Origin of the sequence: Streptomyces sp. WZ.A104, assembly GCF_002382885.1 — a bacterium.
Lineage (GTDB): Bacteria > Actinomycetota > Actinomycetes > Streptomycetales > Streptomycetaceae > Streptomyces.
In genome coordinates this window covers 206,273-228,432 of sequence record NZ_NWVL01000001.1, presented here as the reverse complement: position 1 = coordinate 228,432, position 22,160 = coordinate 206,273, and the positions used below count along the sequence as shown (strand labels likewise).

At 66.9% G+C, this 22,160-nt stretch carries 25 protein-coding genes and 1 pseudogene; 16 read left to right on the top strand and 10 right to left on the bottom strand.

Going from position 1 to position 22,160, the window contains the following annotated elements; all coding sequences use genetic code 11:
* The first annotated feature begins 30 nt into the window (after positions 1 to 30).
* Entirely contained in the window at positions 31 to 993 is a 963-nt protein-coding gene (locus tag CIB93_RS38555; protein ID WP_257001951.1) for a hypothetical protein, read from the top strand.
* Between the two features lie 154 nt (positions 994 to 1,147).
* A complete protein-coding gene (locus tag CIB93_RS37370) occupies positions 1,148 to 1,558 on the top strand; it encodes a hypothetical protein (protein ID WP_143659969.1) in 411 nt (136 codons plus the stop codon).
* Here the strand turns inward: CIB93_RS37370 and CIB93_RS01030 are convergent.
* The 4 genes from CIB93_RS01030 to CIB93_RS01010 form a co-directional block, all read right to left on the bottom strand.
* Positions 1,543 to 2,610, bottom strand: coding sequence for an MvdC/MvdD family ATP grasp protein (locus CIB93_RS01030; RefSeq protein WP_096623007.1), 1,068 nt, complete (start codon positions 2,608 to 2,610; stop codon positions 1,543 to 1,545). The two genes, CIB93_RS37370 and CIB93_RS01030, sit on opposite strands and share 16 nt — an antisense overlap.
* Positions 2,607 to 2,870, bottom strand: coding sequence for a hypothetical protein (locus CIB93_RS01025; RefSeq protein ID WP_073804751.1), 264 nt, complete (start codon positions 2,868 to 2,870; stop codon positions 2,607 to 2,609). Before CIB93_RS01025 ends, CIB93_RS01030 begins: the two co-directional genes overlap by 4 nt.
* 100 nt (positions 2,871 to 2,970) lie before the next feature.
* Positions 2,971 to 3,168, bottom strand: a complete 198-nt coding sequence (locus CIB93_RS38550) for a DUF5999 family protein (RefSeq protein WP_096623005.1) — start codon at positions 3,166 to 3,168, stop codon at positions 2,971 to 2,973.
* 316 nt (positions 3,169 to 3,484) lie between these two features.
* Entirely contained in the window at positions 3,485 to 4,069 is a 585-nt protein-coding gene (locus tag CIB93_RS01010; protein ID WP_096623001.1) for an ATP-binding protein, read from the bottom strand.
* Positions 4,070 to 4,359: 290 nt separating this feature from the next.
* Here CIB93_RS01010 and CIB93_RS01005 point away from each other — a divergent pair, with 290 nt between their 5' ends.
* Complete coding sequence (locus CIB93_RS01005) at positions 4,360 to 5,166, top strand: SDR family NAD(P)-dependent oxidoreductase (RefSeq protein WP_096622999.1); 807 nt, start codon at positions 4,360 to 4,362, stop codon at positions 5,164 to 5,166.
* An 8-nt stretch (positions 5,167 to 5,174) separates the two neighbouring features.
* On the opposite strand, the gene CIB93_RS01000 is transcribed toward CIB93_RS01005, so the two are convergent.
* Positions 5,175 to 6,560 carry a hypothetical protein gene (locus CIB93_RS01000; protein WP_179499907.1) on the bottom strand — a complete coding sequence of 462 codons (1,386 nt, stop codon included), beginning with the start codon at positions 6,558 to 6,560 and terminating at the stop codon, positions 5,175 to 5,177.
* 210 nt (positions 6,561 to 6,770) lie between these two features.
* Between CIB93_RS01000 and CIB93_RS00995 the strand changes: the two genes are divergently transcribed.
* The 7 genes from CIB93_RS00995 (at position 6,771) to CIB93_RS00965 (ending at position 12,502) form a co-directional block, all read left to right on the top strand.
* A complete protein-coding gene (locus CIB93_RS00995) occupies positions 6,771 to 8,291 on the top strand; it encodes a radical SAM protein (RefSeq protein WP_096622997.1) in 1,521 nt (506 codons plus the stop codon).
* 25 nt (positions 8,292 to 8,316) lie between these two features.
* A complete protein-coding gene (locus CIB93_RS00990; protein WP_257001950.1) occupies positions 8,317 to 8,985 on the top strand; it encodes a hypothetical protein in 669 nt (222 codons plus the stop codon).
* Positions 8,982 to 9,854, top strand: coding sequence for a hypothetical protein (locus CIB93_RS00985; protein WP_096622993.1), 873 nt, complete (start codon positions 8,982 to 8,984; stop codon positions 9,852 to 9,854). Before CIB93_RS00990 ends, CIB93_RS00985 begins: the two co-directional genes overlap by 4 nt.
* Positions 9,838 to 10,641, top strand: a complete 804-nt coding sequence (locus CIB93_RS00980) for a carbohydrate kinase family protein (protein WP_257001949.1) — start codon at positions 9,838 to 9,840, stop codon at positions 10,639 to 10,641. Before CIB93_RS00985 ends, CIB93_RS00980 begins: the two co-directional genes overlap by 17 nt.
* 24 nt (positions 10,642 to 10,665) lie before the next feature.
* On the top strand, positions 10,666 to 11,619 hold the full coding sequence (locus CIB93_RS00975) for a nucleoside 2-deoxyribosyltransferase (protein ID WP_096622989.1): 954 nt from the start codon (positions 10,666 to 10,668) through the stop codon (positions 11,617 to 11,619).
* Positions 11,616 to 12,116 (top strand): hypothetical protein, encoded by a 501-nt coding sequence (locus CIB93_RS00970; protein ID WP_096622987.1) that lies wholly within the window; start codon positions 11,616 to 11,618, stop codon positions 12,114 to 12,116. Before CIB93_RS00975 ends, CIB93_RS00970 begins: the two co-directional genes overlap by 4 nt.
* Before the next feature lie 80 nt (positions 12,117 to 12,196).
* Positions 12,197 to 12,502: a MazG nucleotide pyrophosphohydrolase domain-containing protein gene (locus CIB93_RS00965; protein WP_096622985.1), complete on the top strand. Its 306-nt coding sequence runs from the start codon at positions 12,197 to 12,199 to the stop codon at positions 12,500 to 12,502.
* A gap of 151 nt (positions 12,503 to 12,653) precedes the next feature.
* Here the strand turns inward: CIB93_RS00965 and CIB93_RS00960 are convergent, their stop codons facing one another.
* A complete protein-coding gene (locus CIB93_RS00960; RefSeq protein WP_143659968.1) occupies positions 12,654 to 12,932 on the bottom strand; it encodes a hypothetical protein in 279 nt (92 codons plus the stop codon).
* Positions 12,933 to 13,029: 97 nt separating this feature from the next.
* Positions 13,030 to 13,317, bottom strand: a complete 288-nt coding sequence (locus CIB93_RS00955) for a hypothetical protein (RefSeq protein WP_096622981.1) — start codon at positions 13,315 to 13,317, stop codon at positions 13,030 to 13,032.
* Between the two features lie 91 nt (positions 13,318 to 13,408).
* Between CIB93_RS00955 and CIB93_RS00950 the strand changes: the two genes are divergently transcribed.
* Together CIB93_RS00950 and CIB93_RS00945 are read left to right on the top strand one after the other, a co-directional pair.
* The gene (locus tag CIB93_RS00950; protein WP_096622979.1) at positions 13,409 to 14,068 is read left to right on the top strand and encodes a helix-turn-helix domain-containing protein; all 660 of its coding nucleotides are present in this window, start codon (positions 13,409 to 13,411) and stop codon (positions 14,066 to 14,068) included.
* Positions 14,065 to 15,681 (top strand): site-specific integrase, encoded by a 1,617-nt coding sequence (locus CIB93_RS00945; RefSeq protein WP_096622977.1) that lies wholly within the window; start codon positions 14,065 to 14,067, stop codon positions 15,679 to 15,681. The genes CIB93_RS00950 and CIB93_RS00945 overlap by 4 nt, the downstream gene beginning before the upstream one ends.
* A gap of 192 nt (positions 15,682 to 15,873) precedes the next feature.
* Here the strand turns inward: CIB93_RS00945 and CIB93_RS00940 are convergent, their stop codons facing one another.
* From CIB93_RS00940 to CIB93_RS00930, 3 genes are all read right to left on the bottom strand, one after another.
* Positions 15,874 to 16,419: a hypothetical protein gene (locus CIB93_RS00940; protein WP_179499906.1), complete on the bottom strand. Its 546-nt coding sequence runs from the start codon at positions 16,417 to 16,419 to the stop codon at positions 15,874 to 15,876.
* A 31-nt stretch (positions 16,420 to 16,450) separates the two neighbouring features.
* Complete coding sequence (locus CIB93_RS00935) at positions 16,451 to 17,338, bottom strand: PIN domain-containing protein (RefSeq protein WP_096622975.1); 888 nt, start codon at positions 17,336 to 17,338, stop codon at positions 16,451 to 16,453.
* Between the two features lie 102 nt (positions 17,339 to 17,440).
* The gene (locus CIB93_RS00930; RefSeq protein ID WP_179499905.1) at positions 17,441 to 18,709 is read right to left on the bottom strand and encodes a helix-turn-helix domain-containing protein; all 1,269 of its coding nucleotides are present in this window, start codon (positions 18,707 to 18,709) and stop codon (positions 17,441 to 17,443) included.
* 83 nt (positions 18,710 to 18,792) lie between these two features.
* Here CIB93_RS00930 and CIB93_RS38545 point away from each other — a divergent pair, with 83 nt between their 5' ends.
* The 4 genes and pseudogenes from CIB93_RS38545 (at position 18,793) to CIB93_RS00905 (ending at position 22,135) form a co-directional block, all read left to right on the top strand.
* Positions 18,793 to 18,921 (top strand): hypothetical protein, encoded by a 129-nt coding sequence (locus tag CIB93_RS38545; RefSeq protein ID WP_257001954.1) that lies wholly within the window; start codon positions 18,793 to 18,795, stop codon positions 18,919 to 18,921.
* An 11-nt stretch (positions 18,922 to 18,932) separates the two neighbouring features.
* Positions 18,933 to 19,124 (top strand): annotated as a pseudogene (locus CIB93_RS00925) (transposase); the annotation flags it as partial.
* Between the two features lie 85 nt (positions 19,125 to 19,209).
* A complete protein-coding gene (locus CIB93_RS00920; RefSeq protein WP_096622971.1) occupies positions 19,210 to 19,731 on the top strand; it encodes a hypothetical protein in 522 nt (173 codons plus the stop codon).
* Between the two features lie 1,597 nt (positions 19,732 to 21,328).
* The gene (locus tag CIB93_RS00905; RefSeq protein ID WP_257001948.1) at positions 21,329 to 22,135 is read left to right on the top strand and encodes an SAM-dependent methyltransferase; all 807 of its coding nucleotides are present in this window, start codon (positions 21,329 to 21,331) and stop codon (positions 22,133 to 22,135) included.
* The last annotated feature ends 25 nt before the right edge of the window (positions 22,136 to 22,160 follow it).

Sequence of the window (22,160 nt, the reverse complement as noted above, 5' to 3'; positions counted from 1 at the left end):
CTCTGGGGCGCTCGGCCACGGAGACCATCAATGCCCCCCGATCAGCCCCTGGTTACCCTCCAACGGGAGGGCGCGCATATCACCGCGCGTACAAGCGGACCCGCTGCCTCACGGGCGCCGGACAGCGACCCGGAGCAGGAACGCGGGTACGGGCACCTCACCTCCCCCCTTCGGCAACGCGGCCTGGTCTGCACCGTCGAGTACGGCCTCAGCGACTACTTCGTCCATGCCTCGCTTCCAGACGGCAGCGACGTGATCATCTCGCCGCCGCAGGAACCGTCCAGCAAGCACCCACCCGGGTATCCCGAGAGCTGGCTCGTCACCCGCCACCGCAGCGATGAGCCGGCAGCCTACGAAGTGATCTACGACTCGGAGCCGGACGGCCCGCACGCCCAGCACCGCGGCGACGTCACAAGGTTGCTGGCCGCCGTCGACACCCGTCTGGATCAGCTCGGCGTACCTCCACGACCGGAGCCGAAACGGTTCGCTCACGACGTCGCCGCCGACGCGGTTCTCCACCGCACGGGCTTTGTCCCCGCCGTCGAGTTCGGCGGTGAGCACTACTACCGGCTGCCCTCGGCCATGACCGACCCGGAGGAGCAGCGGCTGGTGGTGACCCGGGCCTTCGACATGCTGCGGGCCGACGGCTTCGATGTCTCGTGCGACCCTGACCTGCTGGAACACGACATGCCTCCCCCCTGGATCCCGGAGACGAGCCTCGGCGACCGCCTCGGGTTTCTGGCCAAACACATCCAGGCGTCGACGCATACGCGCGACATGGTCGCCAACTTGAGCGAAGTGACCGCCCCGGGCGACGGCGTTCTTCAGCGGGTCGTGGAGATCCTCGACACGACGGCCGAGTGGTGGGAAGGGTTCGGCGAACCAGCCGATCACCGCTACGCACAGCGTCTGCGTACCATCGCTGAGAGTCAGGGACGCGGACACCATCGGGGCCTCGGCGCGAGCGGTGGAGACGGTGGGGCCGGTCCTTGATGGCGGAGAGGTCGGGGAGGGGTAGGTCGCCCGCCGTACCCGGCTCCGGGAAGCTGTTGCCGTCGCCGCCGAAGATGGCCGGCAGCACGAGGCGACTGCCATCAGGAGCCAGCCACCCCTTGTCGGCCCAAGTCGTCGTCCACTCGGCCTCCAGGTGGCGCTGTTCCGCGCTGGCGTAGGCGAAATGAAAGCTGACCGCGTTGAAGGGCGACGCGTCGGGTCCGGCCTCCGGGAAGCTCAGAGTGATCGCGGTGGGCGGAAGCACGAAGTGCGGGCCTCGGTCGCCCGACCAGTCACGTACGAGGTGGAACCGCCGGGGGTTGAAGAGGATGGCGGTGCACGCCCCGGGGCCGAGGACGCCCTGCATGTCCAGCTCGCGGCACTGCTCGTTGAAGATCGTGTGTCCGCGCTCGTCGGCACGGAACATCTCCTGCCGGAAAACGATGTCCGGCTGGAGGCGGCGCAGCGTCTCGGCGGCGGCCCGCCGAATCTCCGGGTCACCCGCTCCGTTTCTCTCCAGGTTCCAGCAGACGAACCTCAGGTTTGCCATCAAATGCCTTTCTGACGGTGTGCGGGACGTGCCCGGTTGGAGGTGAGCTGTTGCGCCGCTGCGGTGAGGCCGTTCCGTCTGGGACGTTCGGAATCTCCGGCCAACAGCTGTGCCAGCGCCTGGGTGATGCCGAGGTCTGGCAGTTCGTTCTCCAGCCACCGGTACTGCCCGGCCGGGTTGAGGTCGACGAAGTACCACCTGCCGTGGCTGTCCACGAGGAGGTCGCTTGCCGCGTAGGAGAGTCCGTAGCCCTGCACCAGGGCGTTCAGGGAGTCCTCGACCGAGGTGGGGAGGGTGATCGGCGTGTAGATCAGGGACTCGGGGGTGGCTCGCCAGTCCGTCCGGCCTGCCGTGGTGTGCGCGTCGATCCGGACTGCGATGGTCCGGGTGCCGATGGTGTGGGCGCGCACGGCGTAGTCGGTGAGGACGCGGTGCTGGAGGTGGGTGATACCGGTCGCGACGGCGTCCAGGTCGCTGTCCACCACCGGCGTGGTGTAGAGCGGGCGGACGTGATGGTCGCCCTCGGTGATCTGCGGGACGGTGAGGGTCTTGGTGACGATGCCGTCCGGGGCGCCGAGGTTGAACCGGCGAGCGCCGGACGGCAGGCTCCCGATCCAGGTGGGCGGTACGGTCAGCCCGGCCCGTACAGCGGCAGCGACCACACCGGCCTTGACCTGCGCCCGGCGGATGTCCGACGGGTGGTTGACGTGCAGGCAGCCCAGGGTGCCGAGCACTCCGGCCAGTCCGGCAAGCGCCTCCTGGGAGGCCCACTGCGTCTCCGCCTGGGTCATGCCGTCGATCCAGACCCGTGGGGGCGTTGGGTGGCACCAGAACACGGACCGTACGTCGCGCAGTCTGGTGACACGGGATCTGACGGTGAGCGTTCCCTGCCATTGGCCGCCGTCGCACCGGGCGCTCACGCTGACCGTGCGGCTTAGGTCGGCGAGGTCGAAGCGGACGGTGCGGACACCGAGGTCCTGGAGGGCCAAGGTGACCGCGTCCCCGGTATCGGAGTCCCGGGCGGTGATGACGAGGACGGTGTCGCCGTCGGTCTTGATCGGGCTCACGCCGCACCGTCCACATCGCTGACGACCCAGTCCCCGGGCCGCAGATGCGTAAAACTGACCCCGGTGTTGGATGCTCGGTACTGGTCGCTCTGGATCACCGGGCTTCCGTCGCGGTCGACGCGGACCTGGAGGCCGGCGTCGAAGCGCTCCCCCGGCAGCGGACGGGTCGGGACCAGCGGCTGGGGCGCCCCGCTCACCTTCAAGGCCAGCGGCAGCGGCGGTACGTGAGCGGCATCGAGAACAACAGGTACGGGAATCACGGCAAATCCTTGGTGGGACGGTCAGTGGGTCGCGGGGCGGAGGGGGCGGTCCAACAGGGTTTTGCGGGCTCGGGAGGCGGAGCACGGGTCCGCACGGTGGTCACGAGGGCCGACCGGCGAGGGCGTCACGTTGGGGCGGGATCAGCCGGCCGTCCGGCAGCAGCGCACCGGTGTCCTCGAACCGCACGACGCCATTGCAGAGGCGGCACCACCCCTGTTCATGACAGGCGGTGGAGACGCGGGCGGCCTGGTGGTCGGCCGCGTCAGCCGTGGGACACGGCGGGGTATGAGGGCACATCGAACGCGCCATCCTCTGCAGAATGATGGGTAGTTGGACCTCTCCGATGCCGGGCGTCGCGGGGGAACACCACCCGACACCGGAGAGGGGGTCTGTGGAAATCTCACATTGGTGACGAGGTGACAGCCGTCTCCCTCGCCACAGCGGAGTCCTGGAGGCAACCGGCCTGGTCCGGCCGGTGGCGAGGTGTCGCGGCTATCACTGCCTGCTCGTCAGGACTCACCATCCGCACTCCGGCGAACAAGTGGCGCTCCCAGAAGGACAGCTCCCTCGTCTCTGCGGGAACCTGGTGGACTCGATCTGTCGCCGCCACGGCTCAGAGTTCCCTGACACCGACGAGCACGCGGCCGAGCACGTTCGGGTCTGCCGGCGCGGCCCTCGGTATTCCGGGCTCGCCCGACGGCGGCCGACCGGGAGGGCGTACAGCCCTCTCGTCCTCACCGACACATCCAATGGGGAGGAGCCCGACCTCGGCCCAGACCACCTTGCCGGGTATGCCCACGGCCGGGTAGTGACCCCAGTTCCTGCTCATCATCGCGACGATGAAGATCCCACGCCCGCTCTCCGCCTCGACTCCGACCTTTTTGACGACGGGCGGCCGTGCGTCACGGTCCCGGACCGACACCCGCACGGCGTCCCAGAGCATCTCCAGAGTCAGCTCGAAGGTCCGAGACGTGTTCCGCGACGAGAGGATCGAGACCTGGGTCTTCTCTCCCTGCTCCTGAGGGTGCTGCACGGCGTTGGTGACCAGCTCCGAGACCAGAAGCTGTACCGTCTCCGCGGCCTGGGCGGGCACGCCCCACCGGGAAAGAAGATCGGCGGTGTGCAGCCGCGCCAAGGGCACGGCGTTGGGAGTGTCTGCCAATTCGAGCGTGTTACACGGGTGTGGTGCCTGGGACATGATGTGCCTCCCGAGTTGGGAGAGGAGCGCGGGGTGCGTTCGCTGGCTCTCGCTCGCTTCGTGGTGGGGACTGTCTGACCCGGGCTCGGCAGCTGTGCAGTGAAAGACCTGTGTCCCGGGGGCGTGCTGTTACCTGAATCCGAGGGACCGGGGCCGGCTCCTCGCCGACTGCACGGTTGCCCCCGGACCGGGTACGCCATAAGAGAAGCGCTCCGGCGGCCCGGTAAGAAGGGGGCACGAAGGGTGTCTTCGGCCATGCAGGTTGGCACGGTTGGTGAAGGGTTGTACGGATGACGGGCACAGAGCATCACCGCGGGCAGCGAGCAGTTGGGCGGTTCTCAGGCCGCCGCATTGTGGTGACGGGAGGCTCCCGGGGCCTGGGAGAACACGTTGTGCGGCTGCTCTTGTCCGAGGGAGCGCATGTGGCGACATGCGCCCGAAAGCCCGAGCCGTTGGAAGAACTCCGCCGTTCAGTTGACACGTCTGCTCCTCTGTTCGTCCGGCCCTTGGACGTCTCCGAGCCGGAGCTGCTGGAGCGGTTCGTGGAAGAGGCCGCCTCAGCCCTCGGTGGGTTGGACGGTGCCGTCGCCTGCGCGGGCGGGGCGCGGGGAAGGGGAATCACCGAAGCGTCCGCCGAGGACTGGGTGACGACGTGGAAGATGAACGTTGGCCACGTCGCTCAGCTGATCGCGGAGAGTACCCCCCACCTGCGGGCGGCCGGGGGCGGATCCGTCGTTGTGGTGGCGTCGATCTCCGGATGGAAGCCGGGGCCGCAGGCTCAGTACGGCTCGGCGAAGGCCGCCCAGATCCAGATGGTGTCGTCGCTGGCCAGAGAGCTGGCCGACGACGGCATCCGTGTGAACGCGGTCTCGCCCGGCTCGATGCTCATCCCGGGCAAGCGGTGGGACCGAATGCGCCGGCAGGACCCGTCGGCCTTCGACCAGTTCAGCACCGAGTTCCCAGGGGGAGAGCTGGTACGGCCGGAGGAGGTGGCGGACGTGATCGCCTTCCTGCTCTCCGATCAGTCTCGGGCGGTGACCGGGATCAACCTGCCGGTCGACAGAGGTCAGAACGCGCCGACGCCAGAGGGGTATTGACCGGCGGTTCAGGCTGCTGTGCCGAGTATCGGCCGGGCCTTCCGTTCGAAGTCCCGGACAACTGCCTCGCCCCGGTGAGGAGCAAGACGTGTACGGAAGTCACGCAGTGCCTGGACAGACCGCTCGCTGTGAACTCCTGCGAGCAGATCCACGGCGTTGCTAGCGGTATTAACCGCTTCATCCAGCCTGTTCTGCTGGATGAACGCTGTCGCGAGCACAGAGCGGCTGATGGCCTGTCGACGGCGACGGTCGCCGTTCGCTTCGACGGACGCCAAGGCGAGACGCTCGGCCTGCCCTGCTTCGCCGAGATCGCGGTGGACGAGTGCGGCTTCGGCTTCGAGATAGTGGTGGTCCAGGAAGCGAACCCACGGTGATTCCTCGGCGGGGCCGTGGCTGGCCTCCAGGTCCTTGCCGGCCTCCAGGAGGGAAGCCGTCGCCCGCCGAGAATCACCCAAAACTGCGTAGCCCCGGGCGGCCATGGCGTGCAGGCGCATGAGCCCGAGCGGGCTACCTGCAGACTTAGCGGTCGCGATACCGACTCTCGCCAGCGAGACTCCTTCGGCGGGGTTTCCGAGGCTGGTGGCGAGGTGCGACATGCCGGCCAGGATCTGGCCGCCGAGGACGCGGTCGCCCCCTTCGGCGCACAGCCTCAGCGCCTGGATCATGTAGCGTTCCGCGAGTCCGTAGTCAGCGGAGTCGTACGAGCACCACCCTGCCATCGCTGCCAGCTTGGCGGCTGAGGTGTACAGGAGTCGGCGTTGATGCGCGGGCATGCTGCGCTGCTGGAGCTTCGGGGCGAGTTCGGCGCTCAGATAGTTCACGACGCTCGCTCGGACGACGCCCCCGCCGAAGCGGTTGTCCATCTCGTCGAACATCCCGATCATCGCCTGGACCTGCTCGATGGGGCCACTGCCTGCGACTACGGCGAGGCGGGGCGCCTGATCGTCCTCAAGGAGCCAGAGCAGCCACTGCCGTTGGGGGTCCATCAGAGCAGTCGCGACGTACGGAACCGCGCCGAGGAGGCTGCGCCGCGAGATATCGGTCGAGCCAAGCTCCGCGAGCGTATGAAGTGTCTCACCCACATCTTCACGGTACGTCAAGGCCCGTGCAACGACGGGCCGCTGCGGCTGCTCAGAGAAGCCGATGTCCACAGGGGAGACAGGTCGGCTCAAGAAGCCCGATAACGCGGCAGCGATGAACTCCGGTGTGCGGCCTCGTGGGGTCATGCCCCCTAGCCATCGACTCACCGACGCCTTGTCGTAGCGGCACACCTCCCCTTGGAGCGCGCTTAGTTCGTTGACTCTGCGCGCCAGAGCCGCGTGCGAACAACCGGCCTCCGCGAGCACAGCCGTGAAGGCGGTGTTGGCCTCGCCGCTCGCCTTTGAACTGCCCATGTGTAGATGATGCCTTGTGGATCACCCTGCGTCCCAGCCTTCGGACACAGAGCCACCGAAATACAACCTCCGTACAACCGAACAACCCCGTCACCCCCTCCTCCTGAGCCGGGCGAGCACCGACACTGAGAGAGCTGCGGGCCCACGGCCTTCCCGGCGAGGATGCCGCTGGAACACCGCCGATGTCCCCAGCGCCGGAGGGAGACCCACATGCAGCCTGTAGTGATCTTGGACTGCTTCACCGTTGAGCCGAGCGGCCTCGGCGTACCGCCCTACCTGTCGACCTACGTCCGGACCGCCTGGTCGGCACTGCGGCGGGCCCGGCCCGAGGCGGACGTCAGGTACCTGACCATCGACGATGTCCGGTGGTGTCTGGCCGGAGGCAAGCCCGCCGTCGAACCGCCCCTGAGCGATCGGCTCACGTACTCGACCACCGTCAACCGGGATGCTGCCATCCAGCTCCTGCGAGACGCCGAAGTTGTGATCGTCATCGCTGGAGATGCGGTCCCGTCCGTCCATCTGCACGCGGTCAACGGGTCGGTCGAGGAGATTGCTCGCGCGCTCGCCTGCACGCGGGGGCGCCGCTACTTGCTTGGTCCGCTGTCCACCTACGCCTTGTCCGCCCCTGCGGAGTACGCCGGGTTGTTCGACGCTGTCCACACCCACACCGTGACGTCCGGGGACCTCCTGCTCGGTAGCAGGCGCCCGGCCGACTACGAGCAGGTGCGACGGGAGCGCGACTCCTTCACCGGCCTCGTCGACCAGATGCCCTGGCGTCCGATCGCCGAGATGGAGCTGTACCGCGGCTGCACCCGGCGCAAGTTCTGTAACTTCTGCAACGAGCCCACGAAGTCACCTCTCGCCGTCTTCCGCGAGGTCGACGATGTCGTCGCCGAAGCTGCCCAGCTCTACGCCGCCGGCGTCCGGAACTTCCGCCTCGGTCAGCAGACCTGCTTCTTCTCCTACCGCCAGCGGGACGAGAACGCGATCCGCGCCCTGCTCGGGGGCATCCGCGAGCGCTGCCCCGAGCTGGAGGTGCTCCACATCGACAACGCGGACCCCCTCGCCGTCGCCGCTCCCGTCGGGCTGCGGATCGCGAAGCTGGTGGCGGACTTCTGCACCGAGGGCAACTGCGCGCCGATGGGGATCGAGAGCTTCGACCCGGTGGTCATCGAGCGCAACACCCTTACCTGCACGCCCGAGATCCTGATGCGCGCCGTGGAGCACGTGAACGAGGCGGGCGCCGTTCGCGGACCGGGGGGGCTGCCGATGCTCCTCCCGGGCCTGAACCTGATCTACGGTCTCCCCGGAGAAACTCACCGCACCCACATGGCGAACCTTCGCGGCCTGGCCGCGATTCTCGATGCCGTCCTGCTGTGCCACCGGACGAACGTACGCCTGGCGAGGGCCTTCCCCGGAACCCCGCTCGCCGCGCTCGGCGAGCGGGAACCACTGCCGTCAGCCGAGCACTTCGCGTCGTGGAAGGCGGATATCGACTTCACCTGGGACCAGCCGATGAAGGAGCGGGTCTACCCGACCGATCTGCGGGTGCCCGGCCTGCACTCCTACTTCATCAGCGAAGAGGGCACGTACTGGCGGCGGCTGGGCTCGTACTCCATCCAGGTCGTCGAGCGTGGCGCGGCGGTTCCGCTCGGCACTACCGGTGATCTGGTGGTCACCGATCACTCGCCGCGCGTGATCTTTGGAGAGCGCGTTGAATCCGTTTCCTGACGGGGCACTCGCGACACTCGCCGCCTTGGACGCGGCGGCGAACCGCACCGTCCGTGTTGGGCTGTTGTTGCCCTGGGCCAATGTCGCCGTGGAGACCGAGCTACCGCTCCTCGGCCTACGCCACACGGTCTTCCACCATGCGCGGCTCGTGCCCCCGTCCAGGACAACGGCGATCGACGCTTCGTTCTGGCAAGGGCTGCGCGAGGCATCGGCTCAAGCGCTGGACTCGTTGTCACACGTCCGGCTCGACGCGGTGGTGCTGGCGTGCACCTCGGTGGGCTTCACCGGTGGGCCCCCACTGCCGAGCGGCGTGTTCAACGCCTTCGATGCTCTCCTGCGGGCCTTGACCGAGGCTTCGGTGGCACGGGTTGTTCTCGCGACGCCCTATCCCGCCCCGGTGACCGAAGCGGAAGCTGGTGCGCTCGCCGAGGCCGGCGTGGAGGTCCTCGCGCACGTGAGTCTGGGCCTGGTCGACGGCTACCCCGAGGTCACTCCGGACCAGGTGCTTGCCCTGGTGGAGCAGCTACCGGAGTCCGCCGTCGAGGCCGCCGGAGCAGTGGTCCTGTCGTGTACCGGGTGGCACACCCTGCCGGTGATCGCCCACCTGGAGCACCGGTACGGGAAGCCGGTACTTTCGTCCAACCTCGCCATAGCGCTTCTGTCTGCCCGAGCCCCTGCTGGAGTCGGTTCATGACCATCGAACGCGTGAAGCCGAAGGCGCTTGAAGTCCGGCGTACCTACCAGCTGGTTGCCCGCGCCGCCGGCCTGCCGGATGTACGGGCCGAGGTAGAGGCGAATCACGACGAGAACCGGTGGTGGCCGACCTCGATCAGCGACCCCCGGGTCCGGATGCTTGCTGCCGGTTGGTCCTCCAGGGTCTCGTACCGGATGGTGGGGACGTATGCGGGAGTGATCGCCTCGGCGGCCTCCCGTGGTTTCGACGATCTCGTCGCGGACACGGACTCCGAACTAGCCTCGTTGGTCCGGCCCATCGGCCTGCCTCAGGCCCGGATCGGCTACTTGCGTTCGCTCGCCGAACTCCTGCGCAACTGGGAGAAGGAGGGGATCGACCCGGCTGCCGAGTCCGTCGATCTCGACGCCCTGGTTCTCGACTTCGCGGCGCGGGTGCGGGGCGCTTCGTACAAGGTCGCCCAGTGCGCGCTGCTCACCGCCCGCGGATACCACTGCGGCATCATCCCGGTGGATTCCGGCATGGTCTCCAAACTGGCGCCCGTCCTGGGGATCACCCTCCCCTCGGGCGCGGTGGCACATGAACGAATGCGGCACGTCCTTGAGGCGGCAGTGCGAGCCCGATCTGCCGAGTTCCGCGCACTGGTCACCACCAACGGCTACCAGGTCACGATCCCGGCCGGAGTGGAGCCGACCTGGTGGGTGCATCTCGTCCTCATCTACTTCAAACGCCTCTACCTCAACGGCCCCGCACCTCAGCTCTGCGACCGGCGACCGGTCTGTACAAAGGTCGTCGGCTGCCCGCACTCGACCTCGGTCGCCGAAGAACCGGGGGGAGAGCATGGAGCGGCTCGACGTGATCGGCAACGTTAGCCTGGACCTGACCCGCTACCCCGACGACCGTGGGGGCTCCCGGATCGGCGGGGCGGCCCTGTTCGTATCCGTGGCGGCGACGCGGGCCGGCCGCCGAGCGGCCCCGGTCTGCGTCCTCGGAAACGATCTCGCGCATCTCCCGAAGGTGCCGGGCCTGGACGTACTCGACTGGTCGGCCCGCCTCCAGGCTGACGGCCCATCCACCACCTTCGACCTGCAGTACGACCCGCAGGGCGAGTTGGTGGGGGTGGGTACGGACTACGGCGTGGCCGAGATCCTGACCGAGCATGCGCTCGCGCACGTGGATGCCCATCCGCGCGCCACCTTCCACGTCTGCTGCCGCCGTCCTTTGGAGGTTCCGGCGGTGCTCGGCCGACTCGCTGAATTCGCGGCGGACTTCAGCGTGGACTTCTTCCTGCCGAGCGCGGAGGCGATGATCCGCGCTGCTGCCCCCTGGCTGCCGAAAGCGACAACTCTGTTCCTCAACACAGCCGAATACCGGCTCCTGGACCAGGTGGTCGACTGCGGCACGCTGCCGGAGGTGGTGGTCACCGATGGTCCCCGGGCCGCCGTAGTCCGCGGTTTCGGGCGTCGGATCGCCTCCGCCGTGCCTCCCCCTCAGTTCCCGTACGAGATCTCTGGTGCCGGGGACACACTGGCCGGCACCTTTCTGGCCCACCGCTCGCGCGGTGCTACGGCCACTCAAGCTCTGTCCGAAGCAACGGCAGCGGCATCCAGGTACGTCGCAGCCCCATTCCTTCCGATCCCCGCGCCCCGACGCGGGTGACCTACGACTTGGGGGCCTCTCCCTGTGTCCGTCTACATAGCCCATCGGCTTTTCGCCGCCCACGACCGTGCTCTCGCCGCAGACCTCGCCGACCGGCTCGCGGGGAAGATCGGCCCCGATCGCGTCTTCCTGCCCTTCTGCGACACCGACGAGGAGGACCTCGTCGCCGAGGTCAAGGGACGCCGCCTGTTCGAGCTGGACCGCGACCGCCTCGGCCGCCTCGACGCCATGATCGCCATCCTGCACGGCCCGAGCCTCGACGACGGGGTCTGCATGGAGATCGGATACGCCGCCGCCTCCGACGTTCCTGTCATCGTGGTCAGCACGGACTTCCAGACCTACTCGATGACCGAGACCGGCGCCCACCTCGAATTCCCGGACCCGCTCATCCAGGCCGTGGCCACACAGATCGTGCGCGTGCCCAAGCTCGGACCACCGACTTTGTCGCCCGCACCGGACCAGTCGCGGTTCCACGGCTTCCGGGCACGCAACGCGGCCCAGACGGGCGCCGCCCTCGACGAGGCCGTCGATACCCTGCTCGCCCTCCCGGACCGCAGTACCCTCCGGACGGGCTCCCCCTCCGACATCGGTACGCACATGTACGTCGAGGCATCGCCGTACACGGCCTGGGGCCGAGATCCCCTGGCCGAAGCCTGTGTCGATGCCGGCCACACCGTCATGGTGCCCCAGCGCTTCACGGCGACGAGCCCGGTGGCGGGAGCCTTGGCCGACCTGACCGCGGTGCGCTCGGCTGCCCGGCTGCTGGCTGACGTCTCCGGCCCGGAGACCCCACCGGGAACCGCGCTGCTCATCGGTGCGGCATTGGCCAGCGGCGTACGGATCGCGGCCTTCCAGCCACGTGTCACGTTCACGCACGCCCATGGCCGCGAGCCCAACTGGCGCAACCTCATGGTCCAGTACGCCGCCGACGCCCACCTCGACAGCGGCGAGGCCGTCCTGTCCTGGCTGACCGTATGAACCTCGACGAGATGACCGGCGGATACGAGACCGTGGTCCTGGAAGGCTGCGACGGAGTCGGCAAGAGCACTCTCGCCGAGCGCCTGGGGACGCATCACGGCTTCGCCGTAGTGCACTCACCGAAGACTCCCGACCATCTCGACCTGGCCAGCCGCTACAGAACCATCCTCGCCGGGGAGGGGCGGATCCTTTTCGACCGGTGCTTCATCAGCGAGTTGGTCTACGGCCCTCTCCACCGGGGCCGCTCCCGGATCAACTGGACCCAGGCGATCGACTTGGCCGAGAGCGTCATCGAGCGCTCCGGCGTCCTCATCCACCTGACCGCACCGCCTGCCGTCATCCGGCAGCGGCTTCTCAGACGCGACGGCGAGGCGGTCACTCTGGAGGAGGTCTCCGCCCTGGTGAAGGGGTACGAGACGGTCTTCTCCACACTCGCCGACTACACCCACGTGCTCACCATCGACACCTCGGCCCTCGACCTCCCTGCGACAGGGTGACTGCTCGCCGAAACCAGCACGTCGACACACGGCTCCCGCTAGGCTCCTGGAGCACCTGCTGTACCGCCGTTGGAGGAGCCTTGCGAATCGAAGACGCCCAGAAACTTGCCTGGGAGAACAAGCTCGTCAAGGGGTTCAACACCAGCGACACGGCACTGGAGTTCGGCCTCCTCACCGCCGAGGTCGGTGAAGCCTTCACCGCTTGGCGCAAGGGCGAGGCCGGCCTCGGGGAGGAGCTGGCCGACGTCTTCCTCTACCTGGCAGGTCTGTCGGAGATGAACGGCGTCGACCTGGCCTCCGAAGTCGCTCGGAAGATCGAGAAGAACTCCGGCCGTACGTACGAGCCGAACGATCACGGTGCGCTGGTGCGGACGAGCGACGCGTAGGTCGCTACGCTGCGCCGTTTCGACTTGGCCTGCGGGTAGATCGCCGACGGCATCTGACTCCGGGGCCGGTCCGGTGCGCTGAGCCATCGATCCGCGCCGATATTCGGTGGACGTACGGCGAGTAGGCGGACGAACGCCCCGAACGGCGCAATCACCGGTCCAGGACAGCCGCAAAGAGGAGTTCGGACTCCGGCGAGAGCTTGGCGGCGCGCACCTGGTCGCCATCGCGATAGGTCAGGATCCCTGGCACCTCCCCGACGGCGGGGTGGTAGTCCGCGCGGGACAGCGAGGCGAGGACCACAGTTCGCAGGCCCTCGCGGAACGCGAGCGATACTCCCAGAGCGGTGGCCAGATCGATGGTGGGGTCCGTGAGCGCACCGTTGACGAGCGTGCGGGTCTCCTCCGCCGTCATCAGGTGTCGTTCAGTCATCGGTCCCATTATCGGTCTGTGACGTCAGTCCGCCCAGGAGTATGCCGAAGAGGCGCCCGACGGCTGCTGGTCTTTGCCGCACATGCCAAGGTTCCACCTAGGCGGCGAGACCGTGGCGCCCGTCTTCAGCCCCGTCCCGCTCGCCGCCGGGCTGCTCGCGCTCCAGACCCAGCAGCTTCAGCAGGTCGGCCGTCACAACTCGATAGGCGTTGCCCAGGCGCAGCACCTTGACCGGGTACTTCCCCTGCTTCGCGAGTCCGTATCCCGTGGATCGTCCGATCATCAGCGCCTGGTTCGAGGTGTCGAGGTCGATCACGGCTGGGAGGGCGAGCAGCTCGTCGCCCGTCAGCCCCCTCGCAGTACGGGACGAGTCCGATGCCGCCATGATGCCCTCCAAAGGATATTACGTGCAGTAGTGACACATCAGGTGTATCACTCAGTTGCAGCCACACCTTTTGCATCCCTAAGGTGTAGCCATGACACCTGATCAATGGTCGACAGCGTTCACCGGTCGGATCGCCCAGCGTCTACGCGAGGCTCGCAAGGCGGCCGGCCTCACCATGGCCGAAGTTGCTCAGGGCTGCGCCGCCCGCGGCTTGCCAGAACTCACCGAGCACTCCATGAAAAACCTGGAGTCCGGGCGCAAGACGAGCATCACCGTGGCGGACATCGCCGTGCTGGCGGACGTCTTGAGCGTCCCTCCGGTGACCCTCCTCTTCCCGCTCGGCTCCTCCTCGACGGTCGAGGTTCTGCCGGGCCGCACCGTCTCCACCTGGGACGCGGTCGCGTGGTTCACCGGTGAGTCTCCTCTCGACGCGACCGCCCCCGAGAAGTCCCCACGGGGCGTCCTCGACGCCTTCCGTCGGCACGGCGACTTGGTGGCCGCCGCGACGTCCTCGTACGCCCTGGCCCAGGAGCGGCGACGGGCGGCCAGCATCACGCTGGACCGGGCCCGTAGGGCCACCCTCCTTGAGCGCGCCGAGGGCTACGAGGAGCACGCCTTCGAGGATGCCCAGGAGCTGCGCGCCTACCGACAGCGGATGCTCCAGCGTGGACTCACCCCGCCAGCCCTTCCCGACGGACTCTCCTTCGTCGACCAGCCCGACATACACCCCGAGGCCGAGGAGAGTGAGTGAAGAACGGCACCATCACGCGGCGGTGCCGGTGCACTGACCCCGAAACCGGAAAGGATCTCGGGGCCTCGTGCTCGAAGCTCCAGTCACGGCGGCACGGGACTTTCGGGGTCTTCCAGGAGCTGGATCCCGCCCAGGACGGCCGTCGGCGACGATTCCGTCGCGGCGGCTTCGAGACTTCCACCGAGGCCCAGGAGGAGCTGGACAAGGTCCGCGCCCTCATGGCCATCCCCGAAAAGGACGACGCCTGGGGGAAGACGCAGATCAGCAACATGCTGGAAAACTGCGTCAAGGACAAGGCACCACTGCCGGACTACGACGAGACCCGCCGCCGGTTCCAGACCGGACAGAAGCTCAACTCCAAGATCACCGTCGCGCAGTGGCTGGACACCTGGCTCGCCGGACGTAAGCGTCTGCGCAAGACCGGAGCGAATCGCTACGAGTGCGATATACGCGTCCACCTCAAGCCCCACCTCGGACACCTTCGCCTCGACAAGCTCCGGGTCCACCACATCGACAAGATGTTCGACGCCATCAACGAGCGCAACATCGAGATCCAGGAGCAGAACGCCCAGCGCCGGGCAGTCCAAGCGGAGCTGAAAGCGACGCCGAACAAGGGGGCCGAGAATCGGGCGCGGCGGAAGTGGTTCCGCGCCCAGCTCGACGCGATGCCGCCGTTCCGGCGGATCACCGGGCTGAACACCCAACCGCACATCCGCAGCACGCTCCGGGCCGCGCTCAACGTTGCCATCGCCCAGCAGGTGATGCCCGCCTTCAACCCGGCCGCTCACGTCGAGCTGCTTCCGGGAACGAACCCCAAGGCCCTGATCTGGACCGAGGAGCGCATCGCTCGCTGGCTGGAGACCGGCGAGAAGCCGTCGCCGGTCATGGTCTGGACTCCGGAGCAGACCGCCGTCTTCCTCGACTTCGTCGCGGGGGACCGGCTGTACATGCTCTGGCGGCTCATCGCCTTCCGGGGTACCCGCCGAGGGGAAGCCTGCGGTGTCCGCTGGGAGGACCACTCCGCGAAGGGCCACTCACTCGCGATTGCCACCCAGCTCGTCCAGGACGGCTGGGAGGTCCACGAGGGCGCGCCCAAGACCGACAGCGGCATCCGCCTGATCGCCCTCGACGAGGACACCAACGAGGGCATCCTCACCCATAAGACACGTCAGCAGCGGGAACGCGAAGCGTGGGGCGAGGGCTGGCAGGACACCGGCCGCATCTTCACCCAGGAGGACGGCTCCCTCCTCCACCCCGGCAAGGTCAGCGACCTGTTCGAACGCCTCGTGAAGGCGGCCGGCCTGCCACCCATCCGCCTCCACGACCTCCGTCACGTCGCCGCGACGCTGATGCTCGCGGCCGGAGTCGACATCAAGATCGTCTCGGAAACGCTCGGCCACTCCGATACCCGGATCACGCGGGACATCTACCAGTCCGTCCTCGACGACCTCGCTCGCGACGCCGCCGAGAAGGTCGTGCAGCTCGTACCGCACGCCCGCAAGCAGCTGGCGGCTGTCCCCGAGATCGCGCCGAAGACGGACGCGGCTCCTCAACTGCCGAGGATGGTGCCACCGCGCAAGGGCGAGGCACTCCAGCAGAATCGTTCAGCCTGACGGCGAACGGAAACGGAGCCCCGGTCAGAGGGAAGCTGCCCGGGGCCTCTTGCTGTCTCGCCACGGCGAGCAAGGTGTGGTGGGGCGGGTCAGCGCCGTTCCATGGTCTGTCCCCTGTTCTTCGCTCTGTTGCGCGCGGGCTCGCCTTCGTTCCTCTTCTCCGTGCCCACAAGAGCCGGATTATTCAGTGAGTCAGTGAGGCTGGGCGGGGGCGGTGGAGGAGGTGGGGGCGGGGGCGGGTTTCCCTGGTTCTGTTCGTTTGTCATGCCCGTTAGTGTGCAGTACGAGACTGACAGTCGAGAGGGAGATTCCTGCGGCGACAGCGGCCAGAGTGACCGTCCAACGTCTTGTCTTCCGCTGGTGCAGGGCGTCGTTCTTCTCGAACATGCCCACCCTCGTTCCGGCAAGAGCCCCCAGCGCCGCGCCCTTCGCCGATCGCCCATAGGTGTCCAGGACATCCCGCGGCTTGATGTCCTCGTACGCGGCGAGGTTGAACACCGAGATACCGAAGCCAATGGCAACTGCATACGCCACGAAGGCCGCAGTGCCGGTGAACGGCTCGAAGCCCCGGGAAGCCAGGAACTGGGCGGCTGTGGCAGCGAACCCGACCAGGAAGATGGCCTTGGTGTCCACCTTCGCCCCCGACTCCGACTGTCGCGCCAGCCGCGCCGCAAGTTCGCTGTTGATCAGCTCCAAGGTCTCCTTCTGATCCTCGAACTCCTGCGGCGTCATCGTCATGTCCTGAGCGTACGAAACGCCCGTGGTCCGGTCATGGTGCCTGCAGAAAAGGCAGTCCGACGGCGGCGAGCTTCGTCTGGAGGTTGATGTCGTCGCTCGCAACGTAGACGGAAGATCCCGGATGCCGGGACTGCAGTAGGAGAGTGGAGGCCACCAAGCGATCATCAGGCACAGTCAGGTCCAGCCAATTCGGCAACCCGTCGCCCTTGGGTTCAATGTGCTCGAAAACGGCGTGCACATCACCCGCGACACGGACGCCGCGCCGCATGTCGCCGTTGGTCCGCAACCCCTTCAGGCGGCGGTCGGCCTTCTGCGCCGCGTCCCGGATATCGGGGTTACGTCCGGCGCGCTTGTGGTCGTCCAGCTCCCGCAGCACAGTCGGCATCAGATGGACCATGTACCGCTTCCCCAGCAGCGGTGTGTAGATCGCTACGTCGGGGTCGTCCAGCAAGACGTTCGTGTCGACAACCAGACGTACTGCCCAGAGGTCAGGGGGCAGCAACTCCCCCAGCTGTCGGAGGGTGGTCACGGCGTGACGCACGTGGCCGGTGGCCTTGTCGGTGGTGGAAGGCACCGTCGTGTCACGAGGGCGCTCAAGCCAGCGCAGCAACAGGCCGAGGCTCTGCTCAAGACGCTTGGTGACCTCGGGCGTCGGATGCGGGAACAGGAGCCGGAACAAAGGCTCCCATTCCCTTACCTGGCCCAGCAGCTCCATGCGTCGCGCCTCGAGTTCTGGGTTGCTGGGTACCCAGCCCCACTTCGGAGCGCCAACGTGCATCACGTAGCCGCGTCCGCGGTTGGGGTCAGTGTTCCGGATCTGCGAGTCCGCCAGGATCTGCACGAAGGCCGCTTCGATCAGGTCCAGGCCCGACCGCAACCGATCCAGGTAGGTCGGTGGGGGCGTTGGTGTGGAGGCCATCTCCTGATGATGCCGTGCCGGGCGGGGGCACTCATCGATCGATCAGCGAAGGGCCGGCCAGGCAGTGCCGAGAATGGCACAGCCGATGGCCTCCGGTCTGAACTACAGCCCGAACTGGTTCATCAGGTCCGTGCACAGTTCGTCGGCGCTGCCGCGCCCCTCATCATCCGCCGACACCGGGGAGAGCGCTGTGTGCGCGGGTTGGATGTAGTGGGGCCGGCGGGCGTAGGGGAGTGTGCTTTCCCGGCCTTGGAGATCGCCCCATTGCGAGGTGAGCGGTGCCAGGGCTCTGGGCTTGTCAGCGGAGATGATCACCGCTGTGAGTTGCAGCGCGCTGTCCAGGCGCAGCTTCCTCTGCTGCTCCTGCGCGGTGGCGACGAAGTCATAACAGCACGCCGTCACCAGGCGCTCGGATACGAGGAGGTCATCGTCCTGACCGGGAGGCTCCTCGCTCTCGCGGATGAAGGACAGGTTGGCGGCCATCACCACAGTGCCGTCGTAGTGCAGCTCGGTGATGATCTCCCGGTTAATGGGCGACTCCAAATTGCTGCACACCCAGCGGCGCAGGCCGGAGCGCGGGTTGAGCAGCGTGTCCGGCCCCATACCGACCAGAGGCCCTGGGACCAACGGCCTCCCGTGCAGAGCGCGGGCTCGCATCTCGGCAGCCTCCAGGACCTCCCGTGCCTCTTGCTGGCTCATCGTGTAGGCACCGCGCGGCAGGGGCCGCTGCGGTCGGGAGACCGCGATGAACCATGCCGAGGGCACGGACGCGTGCGCAGTGATGGTCCTGGTTGTGAAGTCGATGTGGCGCTGAAGTTGTTCCTCTGCCAGGCCAACACGGGCGAAGCGGTCGCGGTAGGCGCGCTCGACCTGATGCTCCGCCATCCAGGCGGTGTGGTCGTTGTCCCGATAGGGGACGACCGCGGCCTGCTGATCCTTGTCCTTGGCGGCGGTGCCGTACACCAGGTGCGGTGCCATCTCGCTGGCCGGCACATCGACGACCAAGACGGACCTCGTTCCATCGGTCAGCTCGAACATGTCCAGGTCCGGCAGGTATGGGTGGACGTGGTTGCGGATCCACTGCGCGTACTGCTGCAGGTTGGCTTCCTGGGGGTCTATGCCCAACAAGCGGGTCGTCTTGTCCTCTACGCCGTAGATGATCAGACCACCACGGGTGTTCGCCATGGCCGCGACGTCCTTGGCGAACTCGTTCCAACGACCGTCCCTGGGCGGCTGAGGGAGCGGCTCCTTCCAGTCCAGGTCGTCGAACTCGTCCAGCTTGTCGTCCGTGGCCCGGCGGACCATGTCGAAGGTGAGAGGCCCGGGTGGGCATCCGAGATGCTCGTGAATTCTTGTCCATGTGCGTGCCATGAGGGCAGCGTAGAACGGCTGACTACCGACGCGACCCGAAGCTGAGCATGGATTAGGGCGAGGCCGCCCCGACGCCCGCCGCTGTGCCGCTGACGTCATCGGCACAGCGGAACCACCACGACAAGTGCGACAAGACCTCCTACACGGGCGGGACGTGCGCCTGCGACCTCAACGAGGAGTACGGGCAGCCCTCCGAACGCGACGACTACTGACCACCACCAAGATCGCCCGGAGAGGCGTCCCATACGGTTCCGGTCTAGGCAAGACCCGCTGGGTCGTGGAGCGGACCTTCGCCTGGCTCCACCAGTTCAAACGACTCCGGATCCGCTACGAGATACGAGCCGATCTCCACCTTGGCCTGCTCCAACTCGCCTGCAGCATGCTCTGCTTGCGACGACTCCGAACTTCATTCTGAAACGATCAGTTGGTCACCGGAGCCGTGTGCCATCCTGACGCGACGAGCGAGAGCACCACCATGGTGCGGACGAGTAGGGGGCCCGATGAGCGATTGGCTCAACCGCACGATCCGAGACGAGCACCGAGCTAAGGGCGAACTGCACGAATACGTGTATGAGATCCCTGTTCCGGCCGAACCCGAGGAGTCCGATCCCACGGGAACGGTGCTGCTGCGCCTGACCTCCGAGCCGGTTCCGCTCTTCGGTCAGCAGCCGACTGAGGGGGGCCCGAAGCGGCCTGAGATCGACTGGAAGTACTTGCTGCGGACGCGGCTCAAGTCGGATGATCGCCACGTCGTCGTAGCAGAGCCGTTCGAAGGCAGCCTGCCGTTCGTCGTGTCGGGAGTCGGACCGTGGGATCCAGAACCCGACGGCGGCTTCCAACCGGACGTGTTGGCCGCCCGTCTACTGGCCTTCATCTCGGACTGGCGTGGCCCAGAAGGGCCGCTCTCTGATGATCAGCGTGAATGGTTCAGCTGGCTTGGTCCAGAAATCAACGCCATGCTGCCCCGCGAGGAGACAGCTGCGGTGCAGTGGATCAACGGGCGGCGGGTCTCCGACTCGTAGAGGTCCGGAACACGGGTGGCCCGCCAGCGATGCCGACGGGCCACCCGTGTCTCCAGGACCTTCCTGGTCGGTCGCGTCCGAGTATGCGGGTGAGGCGGCTGTCCGCGTATCGCCGCTCGGCACTGAGGGCGCTGCTGACAACGATGAGCGTGCGGCTGTTGGTGCGCGAGGCGAGGAGCCGACTCGGGCGGCCGATCGCAGAACTCAAGGCGGTTGCACAGGGCACCAGCCTTAGGCCGACTCACTGGTGACCGAACGACAGCACCACACTTGCGAAGTGGAGCAATCGTGACTGAATTTGATCAAATTCCGACTGCCCCACTATCTGACTTTGCAGGAGGGGCATCGCAGACCTACAGGTCGCTCGCTGCGTTGTAGCGTCCTACCTACCTCGCTCAAGAGGCCCGTCCCAGGGGTGGTAGCTGCCACTCCCTGGGATGCGAAACGACCAAGAACAGGAATGCGAATGCTTGACCGAATTCGCCGAGGGTACACGCAGGTTCCCTCCGGGCAATTTCACGGTACCAGTTTCAATATCGCCGCAGTGGGGCTTCGTGCGTTCATCGCCGGGGCCGTCTCAGTTCGCTTGAGCGCCCTGCTGGCGTTCGCGGTGGTTGTGTGGATGCTCGTCGCCAACGGAGAGGTCGATCCCACGAAGTCGGCACTTCTCATCACCATGACGAGCTTCACGTGGCAGGCCAGCGCCCAGCTGGCTTGGTTCCGAGGCAGGTAGGCGTCTTGAGGTGGTCCTGCTGCATGCGCCAGGACCACCCCGGCCACAGCCCGGCCCGGCCAATGACCCTCTGTTGTTGGCATCACCAGAGCTGCGCGAAACCTGAGGACTAACCATGTGGCGCCGAAATGACCTTAGGAATGCCCCCTACTCGCACGCCGGCCTCTACTGCCCCCATGCGGTTGTAGGGGCACATCGCCTGAGCCGTGACCCTGACGGTGTGCCCCAGTGCGTGCAGGCGCCGTCCAGGCCGTTTAGCGGGCTTGAGTTCACCGCCCTTGTCCAGACGAACGGGCGCTTCTACCTCCGTTACGCCCTGGCCCGGGTCGTCAGCCAAGGGGCCGCAGCAGCCACGGTCAACTCGACGCTCACCGAGACAGCCAGTCGATGGCCCGCCCTGTTGCAGGGCCCGCAGCCAGCCGCAGCCGTCTGGCTCCGTCTCCGTCTGAATGTGGACGCGGCAGCCAGGCACGCTGCTTGTCGGGATCCGCTGGTCGACAACCTCTACGGAACGCTCTCGAGTCGAGTGGCGGACGCTGTTGTGCTCAACCGGAAACTTCAGCTCTCCGTGGATACCACCGCGGGGCTCATGGGAGTAGAACGCTCCGCGATCGCGGCAGCCCTCCTGACGGCGAAGCGGTCTCTCCCGTCAGCGTTCGACGACCCCGAGGAGGAATGAGACAGATCTTCCACGACCGCCCCGGCGCACAGAGTGAGCCCGACCAGCCGGTCGGATGCCTCAGTTCGCCGTCTTGCGCCACTGTCACCCTTACTGGCGGTGGTGCAGTTCGCCGTGCCCTCCTAGGATTGATCCCCTTACCGCTCTGGCACCCAGGGCTCTAACTCGCTTGAGGGGACTGTCTGTTGCTGGACAAGAAGCCTGTTGATCTGACCGTGCCGAGCGCGGCAAGGATGTACGACTGGCTGCTTGGTGGCAGCAACAACTTCGATGTGGACAAAGTCGCATGTCAACTGCTGTTAGAGGCCGCGCCGACGACCAAGGCGCTGGCTCTGAACAACCGGTGGTTCCTGGAGCGGGTCGTGCGAGTCCTGGCTGAGGAGCACGGGATCCGCCAGTTCATCGACTTCGGGTCGGGTCTGCCGACGCAGAACAACGTGCATCAGATCGCGCAGGCGGTCGATCCGTCGTCCAGAGTCGTGTACGTCGACAACGACCCTGTTGTCCTGGGGTACGGGAAGTCCCTACTGGACGAGAACGATCGAACGGCCATAGTCGGCTCGGACATGGCGGATACAGAGTTCATCTTCAACCACCCCGAATTCGAGCATCTCATCAACCTCGACGAGCCGGCGGCCGCGCTGTTCGTCTCTGTACTGCACTGCCTTCCGGATGCGGCGAAGCCAGGTGCGCTCGTCCGGCGAGTCATCGACAAGCTGAAGCCTGGCAGTTTTGTAGTGATTTGCCACCTGGTCAGTGACAGTTCACGGCTGCGGAGCCAGGTGACAGATCTCATGCTGGAGCTCACCCACGGAAACTGGGGCCGTGTACGTACCGAGAGCGACGTACACGGCTACTTCCAGGGTCTCGATGTGAAGCGGCCAGGTCTGGTAGACGTCACGGACTGGCGCCCCGATTCCGATCTGCGTCAGCGACAGCGCAGCATCGAGTGGACAGAGTACGGAGGACTCGCGGAGATTCCGGAGGAGTGAGGAGGCTCGGCGTTCCGTTATCCGT

Excerpts from the sequence above, each read along its gene's own strand:
- CIB93_RS38555 (WP_257001951.1), top strand. The coding sequence starts at position 31 with ATGCCCCCCGATCAGCCCCTGGTTACCCTCCAACGGGAGGGCGCGCAT.
- CIB93_RS38550 (WP_096623005.1), bottom strand. The coding sequence starts at position 3,168 with ATGTGCCCTCATACCCCGCCGTGTCCCACGGCTGACGCGGCCGACCAC.
- CIB93_RS01010 (WP_096623001.1), bottom strand. The coding sequence starts at position 4,069 with ATGTCCCAGGCACCACACCCGTGTAACACGCTCGAATTGGCAGACACT.
- CIB93_RS01005 (WP_096622999.1), top strand. The coding sequence starts at position 4,360 with ATGACGGGCACAGAGCATCACCGCGGGCAGCGAGCAGTTGGGCGGTTC.
- CIB93_RS01000 (WP_179499907.1), bottom strand. The coding sequence starts at position 6,560 with ATGGGCAGTTCAAAGGCGAGCGGCGAGGCCAACACCGCCTTCACGGCT.
- CIB93_RS00995 (WP_096622997.1), top strand. The coding sequence starts at position 6,771 with ATGCAGCCTGTAGTGATCTTGGACTGCTTCACCGTTGAGCCGAGCGGC.
- CIB93_RS00985 (WP_096622993.1), top strand. The coding sequence starts at position 8,982 with ATGACCATCGAACGCGTGAAGCCGAAGGCGCTTGAAGTCCGGCGTACC.
- CIB93_RS00970 (WP_096622987.1), top strand. The coding sequence starts at position 11,616 with ATGAACCTCGACGAGATGACCGGCGGATACGAGACCGTGGTCCTGGAA.
- CIB93_RS00960 (WP_143659968.1), bottom strand. The coding sequence starts at position 12,932 with ATGACTGAACGACACCTGATGACGGCGGAGGAGACCCGCACGCTCGTC.
- CIB93_RS00955 (WP_096622981.1), bottom strand. The coding sequence starts at position 13,317 with ATGGCGGCATCGGACTCGTCCCGTACTGCGAGGGGGCTGACGGGCGAC.
- CIB93_RS00950 (WP_096622979.1), top strand. The coding sequence starts at position 13,409 with ATGACACCTGATCAATGGTCGACAGCGTTCACCGGTCGGATCGCCCAG.
- CIB93_RS00940 (WP_179499906.1), bottom strand. The coding sequence starts at position 16,419 with ATGACGATGACGCCGCAGGAGTTCGAGGATCAGAAGGAGACCTTGGAG.
- CIB93_RS00935 (WP_096622975.1), bottom strand. The coding sequence starts at position 17,338 with ATGGCCTCCACACCAACGCCCCCACCGACCTACCTGGATCGGTTGCGG.
- CIB93_RS00930 (WP_179499905.1), bottom strand. The coding sequence starts at position 18,709 with ATGGCACGCACATGGACAAGAATTCACGAGCATCTCGGATGCCCACCC.
- CIB93_RS00920 (WP_096622971.1), top strand. The coding sequence starts at position 19,210 with ATGAGCGATTGGCTCAACCGCACGATCCGAGACGAGCACCGAGCTAAG.